Origin of the sequence: Amycolatopsis minnesotensis (assembly GCF_039529815.1) — a bacterium.
Classification (GTDB): Bacteria; Actinomycetota; Actinomycetes; order Mycobacteriales; family Pseudonocardiaceae; genus Amycolatopsis; species Amycolatopsis minnesotensis.
Genome location: NZ_BAAANN010000031.1, coordinates 76,829 through 89,718 on the forward strand (window position 1 = coordinate 76,829; position 12,890 = coordinate 89,718).

A 12,890-nucleotide genomic window follows, 5' to 3' on the forward strand; every position below is an offset into this window, starting at 1 on the left:
CCGCAGTCTGCCACCAGCTCAGACCTCGGGTTCGGCGATCTCGAAGTACTCCGGCTGCGGCGCGGTGCCCGCGAGCCGGAAGTAGCGGACCTTGCGCCGCCGCCGCAACGCGAGCGTGTCCCGCACCGCGTCGTTGTGCACCCGGCGCGCGATCACCACGCGGTGCTCGGCGTCGGTCAGCTCGTCGGTGAGCGGTTTCGGCAGGTCTTCGCGCCGGACGCGCGCGAGCAGGCGGGTCAGCTCGTTCTCCTCCGCCTCCCGCTCGCCGCGCGTGGCGTGTTCGGCGGTTTCGGCGACCGCGATCAGCGTCGACGCCTCCTCGCCCGTCAACGCGCCCGCGGCGACCGCGCGGGCGACCACGGCGCGACGGGCCAGCGCGGCATCGAGCGCGGCCCACCCGGCATCGGTGCGGATGTGCAGGCGATCGAGCCGGTTCGCCGTCGCGACGAGGAACAGCCCTCCGAGCACCACCAGCAGCGCGACGAGCGCGACGACGAGCGCGAACCCGGTCACCGCGCGGCTTCCGGCTGGTCGCCCGCGCTCACCCGGCGCGGATCGGCCGCCACCGCGGTCTCGTAGACGCGCAGCACCTGCGTCGCCACGACCTGCCAGTCGAACATCGCGACCCGCTCCCCCGCCGCTGCCGCGAGCGACGCGCGCCTCGTGGGGTCGCTGAGCAGATCCGCGAGCGCCTCGGCCAGCGCCGCCGGGTCCCCGGTCGGCGCGAGCATCCCGGCACGCCCGTCGTCGAGGACCCGCCGGAACGAATCGAGCGCGCTCGCGAGCACCGGCGTGCCCGCGGCCATCGCCTCGGTCAGGATCATGCCGAAGCTCTCGCCGCCGGTGTTCGGCGCGCAGTACACGTCGACGCTGCGCAGCGCGCGCGCCTTGGTCGCGTCGTCGGCCTGGCCGAGCAGTTCGATCCTCGGCGCGAGTTCCGGGCCCGCTTCCCGCCTCAGTGCGTCACCGTCACCGCGGCCGACCACGAGCAGGCGCAGGTCCGGGAAGTCCGGCAGGATCCGGCGAGACGCGGCCAGCAGCACGCCCATGCCCTTGCGCGGCTCGGTGAACCGGCCGACGAACCCGATCGTGCCGCCCGCCCTCGGGTACCCGTCGAGCGGCGTGGCGCGGGAGAAGAACTCGACGTCGACGCCGTTCGGGACCTCCACGGCGTCGCCGCCGGCGTGTTCCACCTGGACGCGGCGGGCGAGCGCGGACACCGCGATCCTGGCGGTGATCTTCTCCAGCAGCGGCCGCAGCACCGGCTGGAACGCCGAGAGCGTCCGCGAACGCGGCGTGGACGTGTGAAAGGTCGCCACGATCGGACCGTCGGCGACCTTGAGGGCGAGCATGGAGAGGCTGGGGGCGGTGGGCTCGTGCAGATGCAGCACGTCGAAGGCGTTCTCGCGCAGCCATCGCCGCACGCGCGCGTAGGAGACCGGGCCGAACTGCAGGCGCGCCACCGAACCGTTGTACGGGATGCCGAGCGCCTTGCCCGCCGGGTGCACGAACGGCGGGAGGTCCGCGCCCTCGTCGGCGGGCGCCAGCACCGAGACCTCGTGCCCGCGCGCGAGCAGCGCCTTCGCCAGGTCCATCACGTGGCCCTGCACACCACCGGGGACGTCGAGCGAATACGGGCAGACGATCCCGATCTTCATGCGCCTTCCGCCTCTTCGAGGCGGGCGTGCTCGGATTCGGCGAAGTCCGAGAGCCAGAACTTCTGCAGCATGTGCCAGTCGGTGGGGTGCGCGGCGATGTCGCCCGCGAAGACGTCGGCCAACGCCTGCGTGGCCGCGGGAACCTCGGTGCGGTGGGTGACCCTGATCCGGGGGTGCAGCCGGATCTGCCAGCCGTCCTCGGTGTACCAGCAGCCGACCGGGATGAGCGCCGCGCCGGTGGTGGCCGCGAGCCTGGCCGGGCCGGGCGCCATCTTGGTCTGCTCCCCGAAGAAGCTGACCTCGAGCCCGCCCGGGGTGAGGTCGCGATCGCTGAGCAGGCAGACGACCTTGTTCTCCCGCAACCGCTGCAACAGCAGGCGGAACGCCGCGCTGGACCCGGTGAGCGGCACGATCTCGAACCCGAGCGATTCGCGGTAGGCGACGAACCGCCGGTACAGCGACTCCGGCTTCAACCGCTCCACCACGGTGGTGAAGCGGCCGGAATGGGAGTTGAGCCAGACGCCCGCGATGTCCCAGTTGCCGGTGTGGGCGAGCGCGAGCACCGCGCCGTTGCCCTCGGCGAGCGCCGCGTCGAGGTTTTCGACCCCGCTGATGGTCTGCCACACGTTGTCGGCGACCTTCTTCAGGTCCATCGACGGCAGCCGGAACGCCTCGTGCCAGTACCGGGCGTAGGAGCGCAGCGACCGGCGGGTGAGGTCGTCCAGTTCGGTGTCGTCCGCCTGCGGGACGACCCGCGCGAGGTTGCGGCGAAGCTGCTGCACCCCCGCTCCCCCCCGGCGTGCCGCGATGTCGGCGCCGAGCGAGAACGCGGACGCGGGCACGAACCGGCTCAGCCGCCAGCCCGCGGCATAGCCGAGGTCGGTCGCGCGTTCGGACAGACCACTCATGGACTTCCCCCCTCCCCTCGCCCCTCGGTGCGTTCCCGCGCCGTCTTGGCCACCGCGAGCAGGCGTTGCAGCAAGGTGATCACCGACAGCGCAGCGAGCAGCCACAGGGACACGTCGACCGTGTACGGCACGCCGAACCCGTGCAGACCGGTGCCGACGAGCGCGATGATGAGCCGTTCCGCGCGTTCGACGAGGCCGCCGTCCGCTTCGAGGCCGGACGCCTCGGCGCGCGCCTTCACGTACGAGATGACCTGGGCCAGCACCAGGCAGATCAGCGCGGCGGCCGCCGCGGGGTGGTTCTGGTCGTGCACGAAGCACCACCAGGCGATCGCGGCGAACAGCGCGCCGTCGACCAGCCGGTCACAGGTGGCGTCCAGCACCGCCCCGAACGGCGTGCCGTGCCCCCTCGCCCTGGCGATCGCGCCGTCGAGCAGGTCGAGCATCGCGAAGCCCCACACGGTGAAGGTGCCGGTGAGCAGCCAGCCGTTGGGGAAGAACACCAGCGCGCACGCGATCGCGCCCGCGGTGCCCAGAACCGTCATCGCGTTCGGGGTGAGCCCAGCGCGCAGCAGTGCGGCACCGATCGGATCGGTGACGCGGGAAACGGAGGCGCGCGCGAAGATGTTGAGCATCGGTCCTGGCGAAGATGAGCGGACGGGGCGTCCGAAGCCTATAAGGCGGCACTCCGCATCCCGTTGCGCACTGTCCCCGGCGCGCCGGGGACTTCGTCGACCTCGCATTCTCCGGCCTTCGCGCAGGCCTCCTCCTCGGCTGCCTTCGCCGCCGCGCACCGCGGCGTGAGCTGGCCGAGGATCGCCGCGCTGATCTCCCCCAGCGCCGTGACCTGCTCGGGGGTGAGCGCGTCGAACAGGCCCTGCCGGACGGCCTCGACGTGCCCAGGCGCGGCCGCTTCGAGCACCGCGACCCCCTCGGCGGTGAGCGTGGCCCATGCGCCGCGCTTGTCGGTGGGGCACGACTCGCGCCGGACCCACCCGTTGGCTTCGAGTCTGGCCACGGCGTGTGAAAGGCGGCTCCGCGACGAGCGCGAAGCCTCGGCGAGCTCGCTCATCCGCAGCGTGTGGCTCGGCGCTTCCGAGAGCTTGACGAGCACTTCGTAGTAGGTGTGCGGCATCCCGGACTCGTGCTGGAGCTGGCCTTCGACATGCGCGCGGAACATGTCGAAGGCGGCCGAGAAGTCGCGCCACACGCGCTGTTCGTGGTCGCTGAGCCATCGGGGAGATTCCGGCATGCGACCCATAGTACCCCTGGTTGAGCCCTCAACTAAACTGCGCTACAGTGTTTGTTGAGGGCTCAATCAAGTGAACGCCCGGTAACCCGATTCATGCCGATCGAAGCAGGAGCACGAACACATGAGCACGTCCACCACCAGTCTCCCCGGGTACGTCGCCTCGACCTGGACCGTCGACCCGGTGCACTCCGACGTCGCCTACAGCGTCAAGCACCTCGGGATCGCCAAGTCCCGCGGCAACTTCACCGCCTTCTCCGGTGAGGTCGTCACCGCCGAGAACATCCTCGACTCGAAGGTGACCGTCGAGATCGACGCCGCCTCGGTCGCCAGCGGCAACACGCAGCGCGACGAGCACCTGCGCGCGGCCGACTTCTTCGACATCGAGAACCACCCGACCATCACCTTCCGCTCGACCGGCATCCGCGAGGACGACGGCGACTACGTCATCGACGGCGAGCTGACCTGGCGCGGCGCCACCGTCCCGGTTTCGCTCAACGCCGAGTTCAACGGCGTGAACCCGAACCCGGCGAACAACAACACCGACACCCTCGGCGTCTCGGCGGAGACCACGGTCAACCGCCGCGACTTCGGCGTCGGCCCGGAGGGCAACGCCTTCCTGAGCGAGAAGGTCAAGATCGAGATCGAACTGCAGGCCGCGAAGGCCTGAGTCAGCGCTCGTGCCAGGCGCCCGCGAGGAGCTCGCGGGTCTGGCCGAGCAGCTGCGGCAACACCTTGGTGTGGCCGACGACCGGCATGAAGTTGGCGTCGCCGCCCCATCTCGGCACCACGTGCTGGTGCAGGTGGGCGGCGATGCCCGCGCCGGCGATCACGCCCTGGTTCATGCCGATGTTGAACCCGTGCGCGCCGGACACCGCGCGCACCACGGTCATCGCCCGCTGGGTGAACTCGGCGAGTTCGACCGTCTCCTCCGGTGTCAGGTCGGGGTAGTCCGCGACGTGCCGGTACGGCACCGCCATCAGGTGGCCCGGGTTGTACGGGTACAGGTTCAGCACCGCGTAGACGAGCTTGCCCCGCGCCAGGATGAGCGCTTCGGCGTCGTCGCGCTCGACGAGGCGGCAGAACGGGCAGCCCTGCGGCTCGTCCCCGTCCGCCTTGTCCGCGCCCTGCACGTAGGCGAGGCGGTGCGGAGTCCACAGCCGCTGCAACGCGTCCTGGACCCCGACCCCGTCCTGCGCCACGAACTCCTGGTCACTCACCGAGAACGGCCTCCAGCGCCGCCGCGGTCGGTGACGCGTTCTCGCGCCGCTGCACCCAGCCGGCGATCGCGTCCACGGCGGCGGTCACCGGTACCCCGTTGATCTGCCCGCCGTCGCGGAAGCGGAATGACACCGCGCCCGCGTCCGCGTCCTTCGCCCCCGCCAGCAGCATGAACGGCACCTTCTGCGTGGTGTGGGTGCGGATCTTCTTCTGCATGCGGTCGTCGCTCGCGTCGATCTCGACCCTGATCCCCTTGTCCCGCAACGCCTTCTCCACGCCACGCAGGTAGTCGACCTGGTCCGCGGTGATCGGGATGCCGACCGCCTGCACCGGCGCCAGCCACGCCGGGAAAGCGCCGGCGTAGTGCTCGGTCAGCACGCCGAAGAACCGTTCGATCGAGCCGAACAGCGCGCGGTGGATGACCACCGGCTGCTGGCGCGAGCCGTCCGGCGCGGTGTAGGCGAGCTCGAACCGCTTGGGGTGGTTGAAGTCGAGCTGGATCGTCGACATCTGCCACGACCTGCCGATCGCGTCCCGGGCCTGCACCGAGATCTTCGGCCCGTAGTAGGCGGCGCCGCCGGGGTCGGGCACCAGTTCGAGGCCGGAGTCGAGCGCGGCCTGGCGCAGCGTCTCGGTCGCCTCGTCCCACTGCCAGTCCTCGCCGATGAACTTCGGCGAATCGTCGCGAGTGGACAGTTCGAGGTAGAAGTCGGAGAGACCGTAGTCGGCGAGCAGGTCCAGCACGAAGTTCAGCAGCGACCGCAGCTCACCCGGCGCCTGCTCCGGGGTGCAGTAGATGTGCGAGTCGTCCATGGTCAGCCCGCGCACGCGGGTGAGACCGTGCACGACGCCCGACTTCTCGTACCGGTACACCGCGCCGAACTCGAACAGCCGCAGCGGCAGCTCGCGGTAGGACCGCCCGCGCGAGCGGAAGATCAGGTGGTGCATCGGGCAGTTCATGGCCTTGAGGTAGTAGTCCTCCTCCTCGAACCGCACCGGCGGGAACATGGTGTCCGCGTAGTACGGCAGGTGCCCGGAGGTGTAGAACAGCCCCGCCTTGCTGATGTGCGGGGTGTTCACGAACTCGTAGTCCGCGTCCTCGTGGCGGCGGCGCGAGTAGTTCTCCAGCTCGCGCCGGACGATGCCGCCCTTGGGGTGGAACACCGGCAGCCCGGAGCCGATCTCCTCGGGGAAGGAGAACAGGTCCAGCTCGGCGCCGAGCTTGCGGTGATCGCGCCGCTCCGCCTCGGCGAGCCGCTCCAGGTAGGCGTCCTGCGCCTCGGCCGACTCCCACGCGGTGCCGTAGATCCGCTGCAGCTGCGGGTTGTTCTCGTTGCCGCGCCAGTACGCGGCGGCGACGCGGGTGAGCTTGAACGCCGGGATGTATTTGGTGGTCGGCACGTGCGGGCCACGGCAGAGGTCGCTCCACACGCGCTCCTTGGTGCGCGGGTCGAGGTTGTCGTAGCTGGTGAGCTCGCCAGCGCCGACCTCCATCACCTCCGCGGTGTCCGCAGTGTCTAATTCGGACTTGAGGTCGACCAGTTCGAGCTTGAACGGCTCGCCCGCCAGCTCCTCCTTGGCCGCCTCCACCGATCCGAGCACCCGCCGCGAGAACTGCTGCGAGCCCTTGATGATCTGCTTCATGCGCTTTTCCAGCGCCTGCAGGTCCTCCGGGGTGAACGGGGTGTCCACGGCGAAGTCGTAGTAGAAGCCGTCCCGCACCGGCGGGCCGATCCCGAGCTTCGCCTCGGGGAACTGCTGCTGGACGGCCTGGGCCAGCACGTGCGCCGCCGAATGGCGGATCACACCGCGCCCGTCCTCGGTGTTCGCGGCGACGGCCTCGACCTCGGTGTCGGCCTCGGGGCTCCACGCCAGATCGCGCAGGTTGCCCTCGGCGTCGCGGACCACGACGATCGCGTCCGGGCCCTTGCCCGGCAGGTCCGCGGCCCGTACCGCGGCACTCGCCGTAGTCCCCGCTGGCACCACCACGCGCGGGGCGGGCACGGCTGCGGATGCGGGCGAGAGGGACACGATGGGCTCCTAGAGCACGAGATCACGAACTGTTGACCCGGTGAATGCTAGCCGCCACCAGCCCGGCACTTCGACCGCATTCCCCCGTCGCCCGTCCGGCGCCGATTCCCGGGGTGCGCGGGTCGCGATGGCTCCGGCGTGATCAGTGGCGAAGGCGCAGGCTTTCCGGGGAGCGTGCGCGTCGCCCCTGAAGGTGCCCTTCAGGACCTCTGACGCCACATTCCCAGCGGCTGTTCATGCCGTGATGGTGGCCTTCGAGGCATCTGACGCCTCAATCTCGCCCCTCGCGGGGCGGGGCATGGTTCTGCTGATGCCTTGAAGGACGCCTTCGCGGCGTCAGATTCCCTCAAGGGCCCCTTCAGCGCACGAGGCCCGGAGCAGGGCAGGCCCCGCGAAGGCCAGATCCGCGACATTCACGCCTCTGAAGGCCCCCTTTCGGGGCACCAGCACGGAAACGAGAAAGAGCCGCGAAATCACCAGCCCATGCCCCCAAGGACGCCTTCAGGGAATCTGACGTCCCAATCTCGCCCCTCGCGGCAAGCGGCATGGCTCTGCTGATGCCCTGAAGGACGCCTTCGCGGCGTCAGATTCCCCCAAGGGCCCCTTCGGGGCGCGAACCTCGCCTTGACCTCTAGTAGGAGCAGGAACATCCTTCGAGGTATGAACAGCGCCCCGGCGAACGGGTCAGACGGTTTCGACGACCTCGTCGTAGTCGAGGCGGGGCAGGCGGTCGAACCACGGGTTCTCGCCCGGCTTGCCGACGTTGATCACCACGAGGGACTTCCACCCGTTGCCCGCGAAGAACTCCTCGTCGACGCCCGCGGCGTCGAACCCGGTCATCGGGCCCGCGGCGAGCCCGGCGGCCCGGACGCCGATGATGAAGTAGCCGACCTGCAGCAGCGAGTTCAGCCTGGCGAACTCGTGCCGGGCGCCGGCGTCGCCGAAGAGGTCCTTGGCATCCGGCTTGTGCGGGAAGGTCTTCGGCAGGTTCTCGTGGAAGTCGGGGTCGGCGGCGAGCACGACGGTGACCGGGGCGGCGCCGGTCTTCGCGCGGTTGCCCTCGGCCATGTGCGGCAGCAGGCGGTCCTTGCCCTCGCCGGACCGGATGACCAGTGCCCGCAGCGGCTGGGTGTTCATCGACGTCGGCGCCCACTTGACGAGGTCGTAGATCGCCTTGACCTGCTCGTCGCTCACCGGCTCGTCGCTGAAGGTGTTGGCGGTGCGGGCTTCGCGGAACAACAGGTCCTGAACGTCGCTGGGCAACTGGAGCGAAGCAGGGTCGACGGAAGTGGTCGAGGTCATGGATCGGCACCTTTCGGTTCGTGCGTTCTGCCGATGACCAACATAGTTGAGCCCTCTACTATTTCGCTCTCAACTACCTCTGCGTGTGCGTCAGGTCACACGGGCGGGAACCGCATCGTCGCCTCCAGGTCGATCCGGACCGTCTTCTCGTCACCACGAACCTGGCGCGTGCGCAGCGCGATCCGCCCGAGCCGCCACGCCGAGTACAGCCCGCCCGCGGTCAGCAGCCACGGCACCGCGGCCACCGGTCCGCCGAGCACCAGCACGGTCGCCGCCAGCGCGAGCCCCGCGACGGAGTCGGCCAGCCGCACGGTGAACACCGTGCGCGCGAGCTTGCGCGCCACCACCTCGGTGACGTAGGGCAGTCCGGCCGCCCAGACCGCGAGGTAGGCGACCCAGCCCAGCAGCAGCACCGGGTCGACCGGCTGGCCGGTCAGCAGCGTGCCGAGCGGGTGCGCGAACACCGTCAGCACCAGGCCGCCGAGCACGGTCGCGCCGGTCAGCAGGATCGCGGCGCGGCGGGCGAGGCCGTGATCCGCACGCCCCTTCCGCTCCCCGGCGGCGAACCCGGCGAGCAGGAAACCGCCGGCCCCGTTGACGACGACCTGAAGCGGCGCGATCAGCAGGCGGCCCGCCTCCAGCATGCCGACCGCGGTGAACGACAGCAGATTCGCCACGAGCACGCGGGCGGCGAGCTGCGCGGCGGGCCGCAACGTGGCGTGCAGAGACCGCCAGCCCGCGAACGCCGCGACCTCGGCGAGCCCCGAGAGCCTCACCGCCTTCAGCCGGACGCCGCGGCGCTCCGACGGCGGCACCTGTGCGAAGCCCAGCACGATCGCGGTGATCGTGCCGACGCCCATCGCGGCGAACAGCATCGGCAGCGTGACCGGCGCGCCGGTGGCGAACCAGGCCACGAGCGCGACGGCGGTGCCGAGCAGGTACCCGGTGTCGTTCCAGACGAGCTTCCAGAACTCCTGGCGCGCGATCAGCACCCGGCGGAAGGTCTCCTCAAGCAGCCAGCCGACCAGCATGGTGGCGTAGAGCAACGCCGCGACGTAGTCGCCGTGCCGCAGGATCAGCGAGGTGACGATCCCGACCGCGAAGCACAGCGCGAGGCCGAGCAGCGCGCTCGCCGACAGCGCGGACCGGATGCGCGGGTCACGGCGGTCCAGCACCGCGAGGCTGTCACCGACGTAGCCGGTGTAGAGCGCGGTGGCGCTGACGAGCACGGCCAGGTACACCGCGAACGCCCCGTACTCCCCCAGCCCGAGCGCGCGCGCCGCGAGCACCTGCAGCAGCAGGCTCGTGCCGGCCGTGATGCCCTGCGACAGGACCGGCGCACCCAGCCTGCCGAGCAAACCGCGGAGTACCCGGAGTCCCGCCAACGCTACTGTTGCTTTTGGGGTTGCTGCTGCTTCAGGGGCTGGGCCTGCACCGGCTGTTGTCCCTTTTGCACAGCGGGCTGGGCGGGCACCGTCTGCTGCGCCGGGGACTGCTGGCCGCGCTGCTGCGGGCCGGACCCCGGCTGCTGCGCCATCGGCTGCTGCCGCGAGCGCGCGGACACCGCGCGGTGCGGGGTGTCCGGCTGCGGGCGCGCGAAGGTGAACAGGTACCCGGCGACCTGACCGCCCAGCAGGCGGATCTGCTCGCGCAGCCGGTGCACCAGCCGTGCCTCGCGGTCGCGGCGGACGACCACCACGACACCGTCGGACTCCTTGATCACCGGGGTGACCTCGGGCGCGCTGGACGGTGACGCGGTGTCGATGAGCACCAGGTCGTACGCCGAGCGCATAGCTCCGACCGCGGCCTGCAGCAGGCTGGAGCGGAAGTGGTCGAGGGTGGCCTCCTGGTACTGCCCGGCCGGGATCGCCCACAGGTAGACGCGGTCGCCGAGGTCGACGACGCGCGTGCACTCGTCCATCCGGGAGGCGCCGACCGCGATCGAGGTGAGGCCCTTCGGGTCGTAGCGCAGGCCGAGCAGGTCGGACAGGCCGTGCGTGCGGACCGAGGCGTCCACGACGAGCACGCGCGCCCCGCTGCGGGCCGCGGCGGTGGCGATCTGCAGGGTCGACGTGGTGCTGCCGTCGCCGGGGGCGCTCGAGGTGACCACGACGACGCCGCGCTCGACCGAGGTCCGCAGGCTCGACGCGGCGAACTGGTACGGCCACAGTGGATGGCTGCCGACTTCGCGCAGCGCGGCGGCTTCCGGCTCGGCGAGCAGCTCGATCTCGGCGAGCACCGGCTCCCCGGTCGCGGCGGTCAGGTCGTCGACCTCGCGCATGCGGCGGTCGCGGTCGGCGCGAACCCATGCCACGGCGCCCGCGATGAGCAGCCCGACCACGAACCCGATCGCGAGATCGCGGGCGATGGTGCCGAGCACGCTCGTCCCGTCGGCCACCGCCTTGTCCACAAAGGACACACCGTCGCCGAACTGCTCGGCGGCGATCCTTGCCTGCGTCGCCTGCTTGTCCAGATCACCGAGGGTCGGGCCGGCGGCGAGGGTGTTCGGGTCGGCGCCCTTGTCGGCGGGGACGGAGGCGAGCACGTCGCGACGGCGCGCGGCGAGCGTGTCGAGCGTCTTCTGCTCGGCCGCCCGCACGTCCTCCTTCGACTCCGCCTGGTACGCCTTCGTCACCGCGTCGGCGATCGAAGCCGAACTCTCGGAGTCGCCCGCGTTGACGGTGACCATGATGGACTCACCGTTGTCGGATGCCTTCGCGGCCACCTCGTCGCGGAGGACGTCCACCGGGACCGCGCCCGCGAGGTTCGCGCTCGCACCGGAAAGGACCCGGTCCGAGACGAGGAAGAGCGCGCGCTGGTTGACATAACGCACGAACGCGGTTTCGCTCTGCGCGTCTACGCCGACGATCCCCGCCTTGTCCGGCGTCTTCAGCACGATGCGCGCGCCCGCGCTGCTGGTACCCCCCAGCAGCCACGCGGCCAGCGCACTGGCCAGCACGACCAGTGCGACGATCGCCAGTGAAGTCCACCGATACCGCCAGAGCGCATCGAGGATCTTCGGTGACGGCTGCTCTTCCATACGTCTTGTGTCCGATCGTTTCACCGAGCGTGGCTGGCGGAATATACCAGCACCCCGTGGACCGCCCGCCCGCGAGCCGAGCACCCGGGCGTTAGCGGAAAGTGTTGGAGGACACCGTTTTCAGTTCGTGAGGGCACTGTAACCGAATTGCCGAAGAGCCAGGCGCCCCGGCACTGATAGCCTCAGCCGGATTACGGTGTCCCCACCTTCAGGAATCGTGAGAAAACCTTCGATGAGCAAGCGCGCCAGCAGCGTCAGCGTGAGACGGCCCGGCGGGGCCGGGTGAGCAGCTTCCCTGCCAAAGGCACCCGGTTCACCGAAACCCTCGAGAGGCTGCCGTCCGCCCAGAAGAGCGCGAAAGGCGCGCCCGCTTATTCACGTTTCGTGAACCGGAGGGCAGGCGGGTACCTCGCCGCGGCCGCCTACCACCTCGGCCGCACGCCGAACCAGGTCAGCGCGATCAGCGCGGCGTTCACCTTCACCGGCATCGCGGTCATCGCGCTGGCCCCGCCCGTGCCGGTCACCGGGTTCGCGGTCTGCCTCGCGCTCGTCGCCGGGTACGCCTTCGACGCCGCCGACGGGCAACTCGCCCGGCTGCGCGGCGGCGGCAGCCTCGCCGGGGAATGGCTCGACCACGTGATCGACGCGCTGAAGATCGCGACGCTCCATTTGTCCGTACTCGTCTCGGCATATCGCTTTTCGGATCTGCCGAAGGGGTTCCTGCTGGTGCCGATCGGCTTCTCCGTGGTGGCCTCGGTGCAGTTCTTCGCGTTGATCCTGAACGAACAGCTCCGGCACCGGGCCGGTGCCGCGCGGCTGCCCGGCGGGAAACCGTCTCCGGTCCGCTCCCTGCTCGTTGTGCCCACCGACTACGGCGTGCTGTGCCTCGGCTTCGCGCTGCTCGGCTTCCCGGCCGTGTTCGAACCGCTGTACGGACTGCTATTCGCGGCGAACGCTGCGTTCCTCGCCGCCGCGCTGCCGAAGTGGTACCGCGACGCGCGGGGGCTAGCACGGCAGAACGGGCCAGGACAGGAGGGACCGGCATGACGATCGTCGGATACGCCCCCGGCGCCTACGACATGTTCCACATCGGACACCTGAACATCCTGCGGCGCGCGAGCGAGCACTGCGACCGGCTGGTCGCGGGGGTGGTCGGCGACGACGTGATGCTGCGCGCGAAGGGCAAGCTCCCGATCGTGCCGTTCGAGGAGCGCATCGAGATCGTCCGCAGCGTCCGGTACGTCGACGAGGCCGTCCCCGACCCGCACGTGGACAAGTTCGCGGCGTGGGAGCACCTGCGGTTCGACGTCCTGTTCAAGGGTGACGACTGGCGCGGTACCGAACGGGGGAAGCTGCTGGAGGCTCGGCTGGGCGAAGTCGGCGCCAAGGTGATCTACTTTCCCTACACGATCCAAACTTCGAGCTCGGCGCTGCGGAAGCTGATCTCGATCCCTTCCTGACCCGCCGATCCACCCCGGAAGGTC

13 protein-coding genes are annotated in these 12,890 nt (G+C 70.5%); 3 read left to right on the forward strand and 10 right to left on the reverse strand.

The features are described 5' to 3' along the window. Positions 1-18: 18 nt before the first annotated feature. From ABD256_RS32050 to ABD256_RS32070, 5 genes are read right to left on the reverse strand one after another with little or no spacing between them, the layout of a single operon-like run. The gene (locus ABD256_RS32050) at positions 19-513 is read right to left on the reverse strand and encodes a LemA family protein (RefSeq protein ID WP_344427580.1); all 495 of its coding nucleotides are present in this window, start codon (positions 511-513) and stop codon (positions 19-21) included. Further along, entirely contained in the window at positions 510-1,658 is a 1,149-nt protein-coding gene (locus ABD256_RS32055; RefSeq protein WP_344427583.1) for a glycosyltransferase family 4 protein, read from the reverse strand. The genes ABD256_RS32050 and ABD256_RS32055 overlap by 4 nt, the downstream gene beginning before the upstream one ends. Beyond that, positions 1,655-2,566 (reverse strand): phosphatidylinositol mannoside acyltransferase, encoded by a 912-nt coding sequence (locus ABD256_RS32060; RefSeq protein WP_344427585.1) that lies wholly within the window; start codon positions 2,564-2,566, stop codon positions 1,655-1,657. Before ABD256_RS32060 ends, ABD256_RS32055 begins: the two co-directional genes overlap by 4 nt. Further along, on the reverse strand, positions 2,563-3,198 hold the full coding sequence (pgsA, locus tag ABD256_RS32065; RefSeq protein WP_344427588.1) for a phosphatidylinositol phosphate synthase: 636 nt from the start codon (positions 3,196-3,198) through the stop codon (positions 2,563-2,565). The genes ABD256_RS32060 and pgsA overlap by 4 nt, the downstream gene beginning before the upstream one ends. Before the next feature lie 38 nt (positions 3,199-3,236). Next, positions 3,237-3,824, reverse strand: a complete 588-nt coding sequence (locus ABD256_RS32070; protein ID WP_344427590.1) for a MarR family winged helix-turn-helix transcriptional regulator — start codon at positions 3,822-3,824, stop codon at positions 3,237-3,239. Positions 3,825-3,936: 112 nt separating this feature from the next. Between ABD256_RS32070 and ABD256_RS32075 the strand changes: the two genes are divergently transcribed. After that, positions 3,937-4,482 carry a YceI family protein gene (locus ABD256_RS32075; protein ID WP_344427592.1) on the forward strand — a complete coding sequence of 182 codons (546 nt, stop codon included), beginning with the start codon at positions 3,937-3,939 and terminating at the stop codon, positions 4,480-4,482. 1 nt (position 4,483) lies between these two features. Here the strand turns inward: ABD256_RS32075 and ABD256_RS32080 are convergent, their stop codons facing one another. The 5 genes from ABD256_RS32080 to ABD256_RS32100 all read right to left on the reverse strand — a co-directional run bounded on the left by ABD256_RS32080 (position 4,484) and on the right by ABD256_RS32100 (position 11,406). Beyond that, on the reverse strand, positions 4,484-5,032 hold the full coding sequence (locus ABD256_RS32080) for an HIT family protein (RefSeq protein WP_344427594.1): 549 nt from the start codon (positions 5,030-5,032) through the stop codon (positions 4,484-4,486). Continuing rightward, on the reverse strand, positions 5,025-7,064 hold the full coding sequence (thrS, locus tag ABD256_RS32085; RefSeq protein WP_344427595.1) for a threonine--tRNA ligase: 2,040 nt from the start codon (positions 7,062-7,064) through the stop codon (positions 5,025-5,027). Before thrS ends, ABD256_RS32080 begins: the two co-directional genes overlap by 8 nt. 684 nt (positions 7,065-7,748) lie before the next feature. Continuing rightward, positions 7,749-8,366, reverse strand: coding sequence for a malonic semialdehyde reductase (locus ABD256_RS32090; RefSeq protein ID WP_344427597.1), 618 nt, complete (start codon positions 8,364-8,366; stop codon positions 7,749-7,751). 95 nt (positions 8,367-8,461) lie between these two features. After that, a complete protein-coding gene (locus ABD256_RS32095) occupies positions 8,462-9,751 on the reverse strand; it encodes an MATE family efflux transporter (protein ID WP_344427599.1) in 1,290 nt (429 codons plus the stop codon). 2 nt (positions 9,752-9,753) lie between these two features. Further along, positions 9,754-11,406, reverse strand: coding sequence for a cell shape-determining protein (locus ABD256_RS32100; RefSeq protein ID WP_344427601.1), 1,653 nt, complete (start codon positions 11,404-11,406; stop codon positions 9,754-9,756). A 384-nt stretch (positions 11,407-11,790) separates the two neighbouring features. On the opposite strand from ABD256_RS32100, the gene ABD256_RS32105 reads away from it, so the two are divergent. Then, positions 11,791-12,453, forward strand: coding sequence for a CDP-alcohol phosphatidyltransferase family protein (locus tag ABD256_RS32105; RefSeq protein WP_344427604.1), 663 nt, complete (start codon positions 11,791-11,793; stop codon positions 12,451-12,453). After that, positions 12,450-12,866: an FAD synthase family protein gene (locus ABD256_RS32110; protein WP_344427607.1), complete on the forward strand. Its 417-nt coding sequence runs from the start codon at positions 12,450-12,452 to the stop codon at positions 12,864-12,866. Before ABD256_RS32105 ends, ABD256_RS32110 begins: the two co-directional genes overlap by 4 nt. Positions 12,867-12,890 lie beyond the last annotated feature (24 nt).

Excerpts from the sequence above, each read along its gene's own strand:
- ABD256_RS32090 (WP_344427597.1), bottom strand. The coding sequence starts at position 8,366 with ATGACCTCGACCACTTCCGTCGACCCTGCTTCGCTCCAGTTGCCCAGC.
- ABD256_RS32075 (WP_344427592.1), top strand. The coding sequence starts at position 3,937 with ATGAGCACGTCCACCACCAGTCTCCCCGGGTACGTCGCCTCGACCTGG.
- ABD256_RS32070 (WP_344427590.1), bottom strand. The coding sequence starts at position 3,824 with ATGGGTCGCATGCCGGAATCTCCCCGATGGCTCAGCGACCACGAACAG.
- ABD256_RS32100 (WP_344427601.1), bottom strand. The coding sequence starts at position 11,406 with ATGGAAGAGCAGCCGTCACCGAAGATCCTCGATGCGCTCTGGCGGTAT.
- ABD256_RS32110 (WP_344427607.1), top strand. The coding sequence starts at position 12,450 with ATGACGATCGTCGGATACGCCCCCGGCGCCTACGACATGTTCCACATC.
- pgsA (WP_344427588.1), bottom strand. The coding sequence starts at position 3,198 with ATGCTCAACATCTTCGCGCGCGCCTCCGTTTCCCGCGTCACCGATCCG.
- ABD256_RS32060 (WP_344427585.1), bottom strand. The coding sequence starts at position 2,566 with ATGAGTGGTCTGTCCGAACGCGCGACCGACCTCGGCTATGCCGCGGGC.
- ABD256_RS32055 (WP_344427583.1), bottom strand. The coding sequence starts at position 1,658 with ATGAAGATCGGGATCGTCTGCCCGTATTCGCTCGACGTCCCCGGTGGT.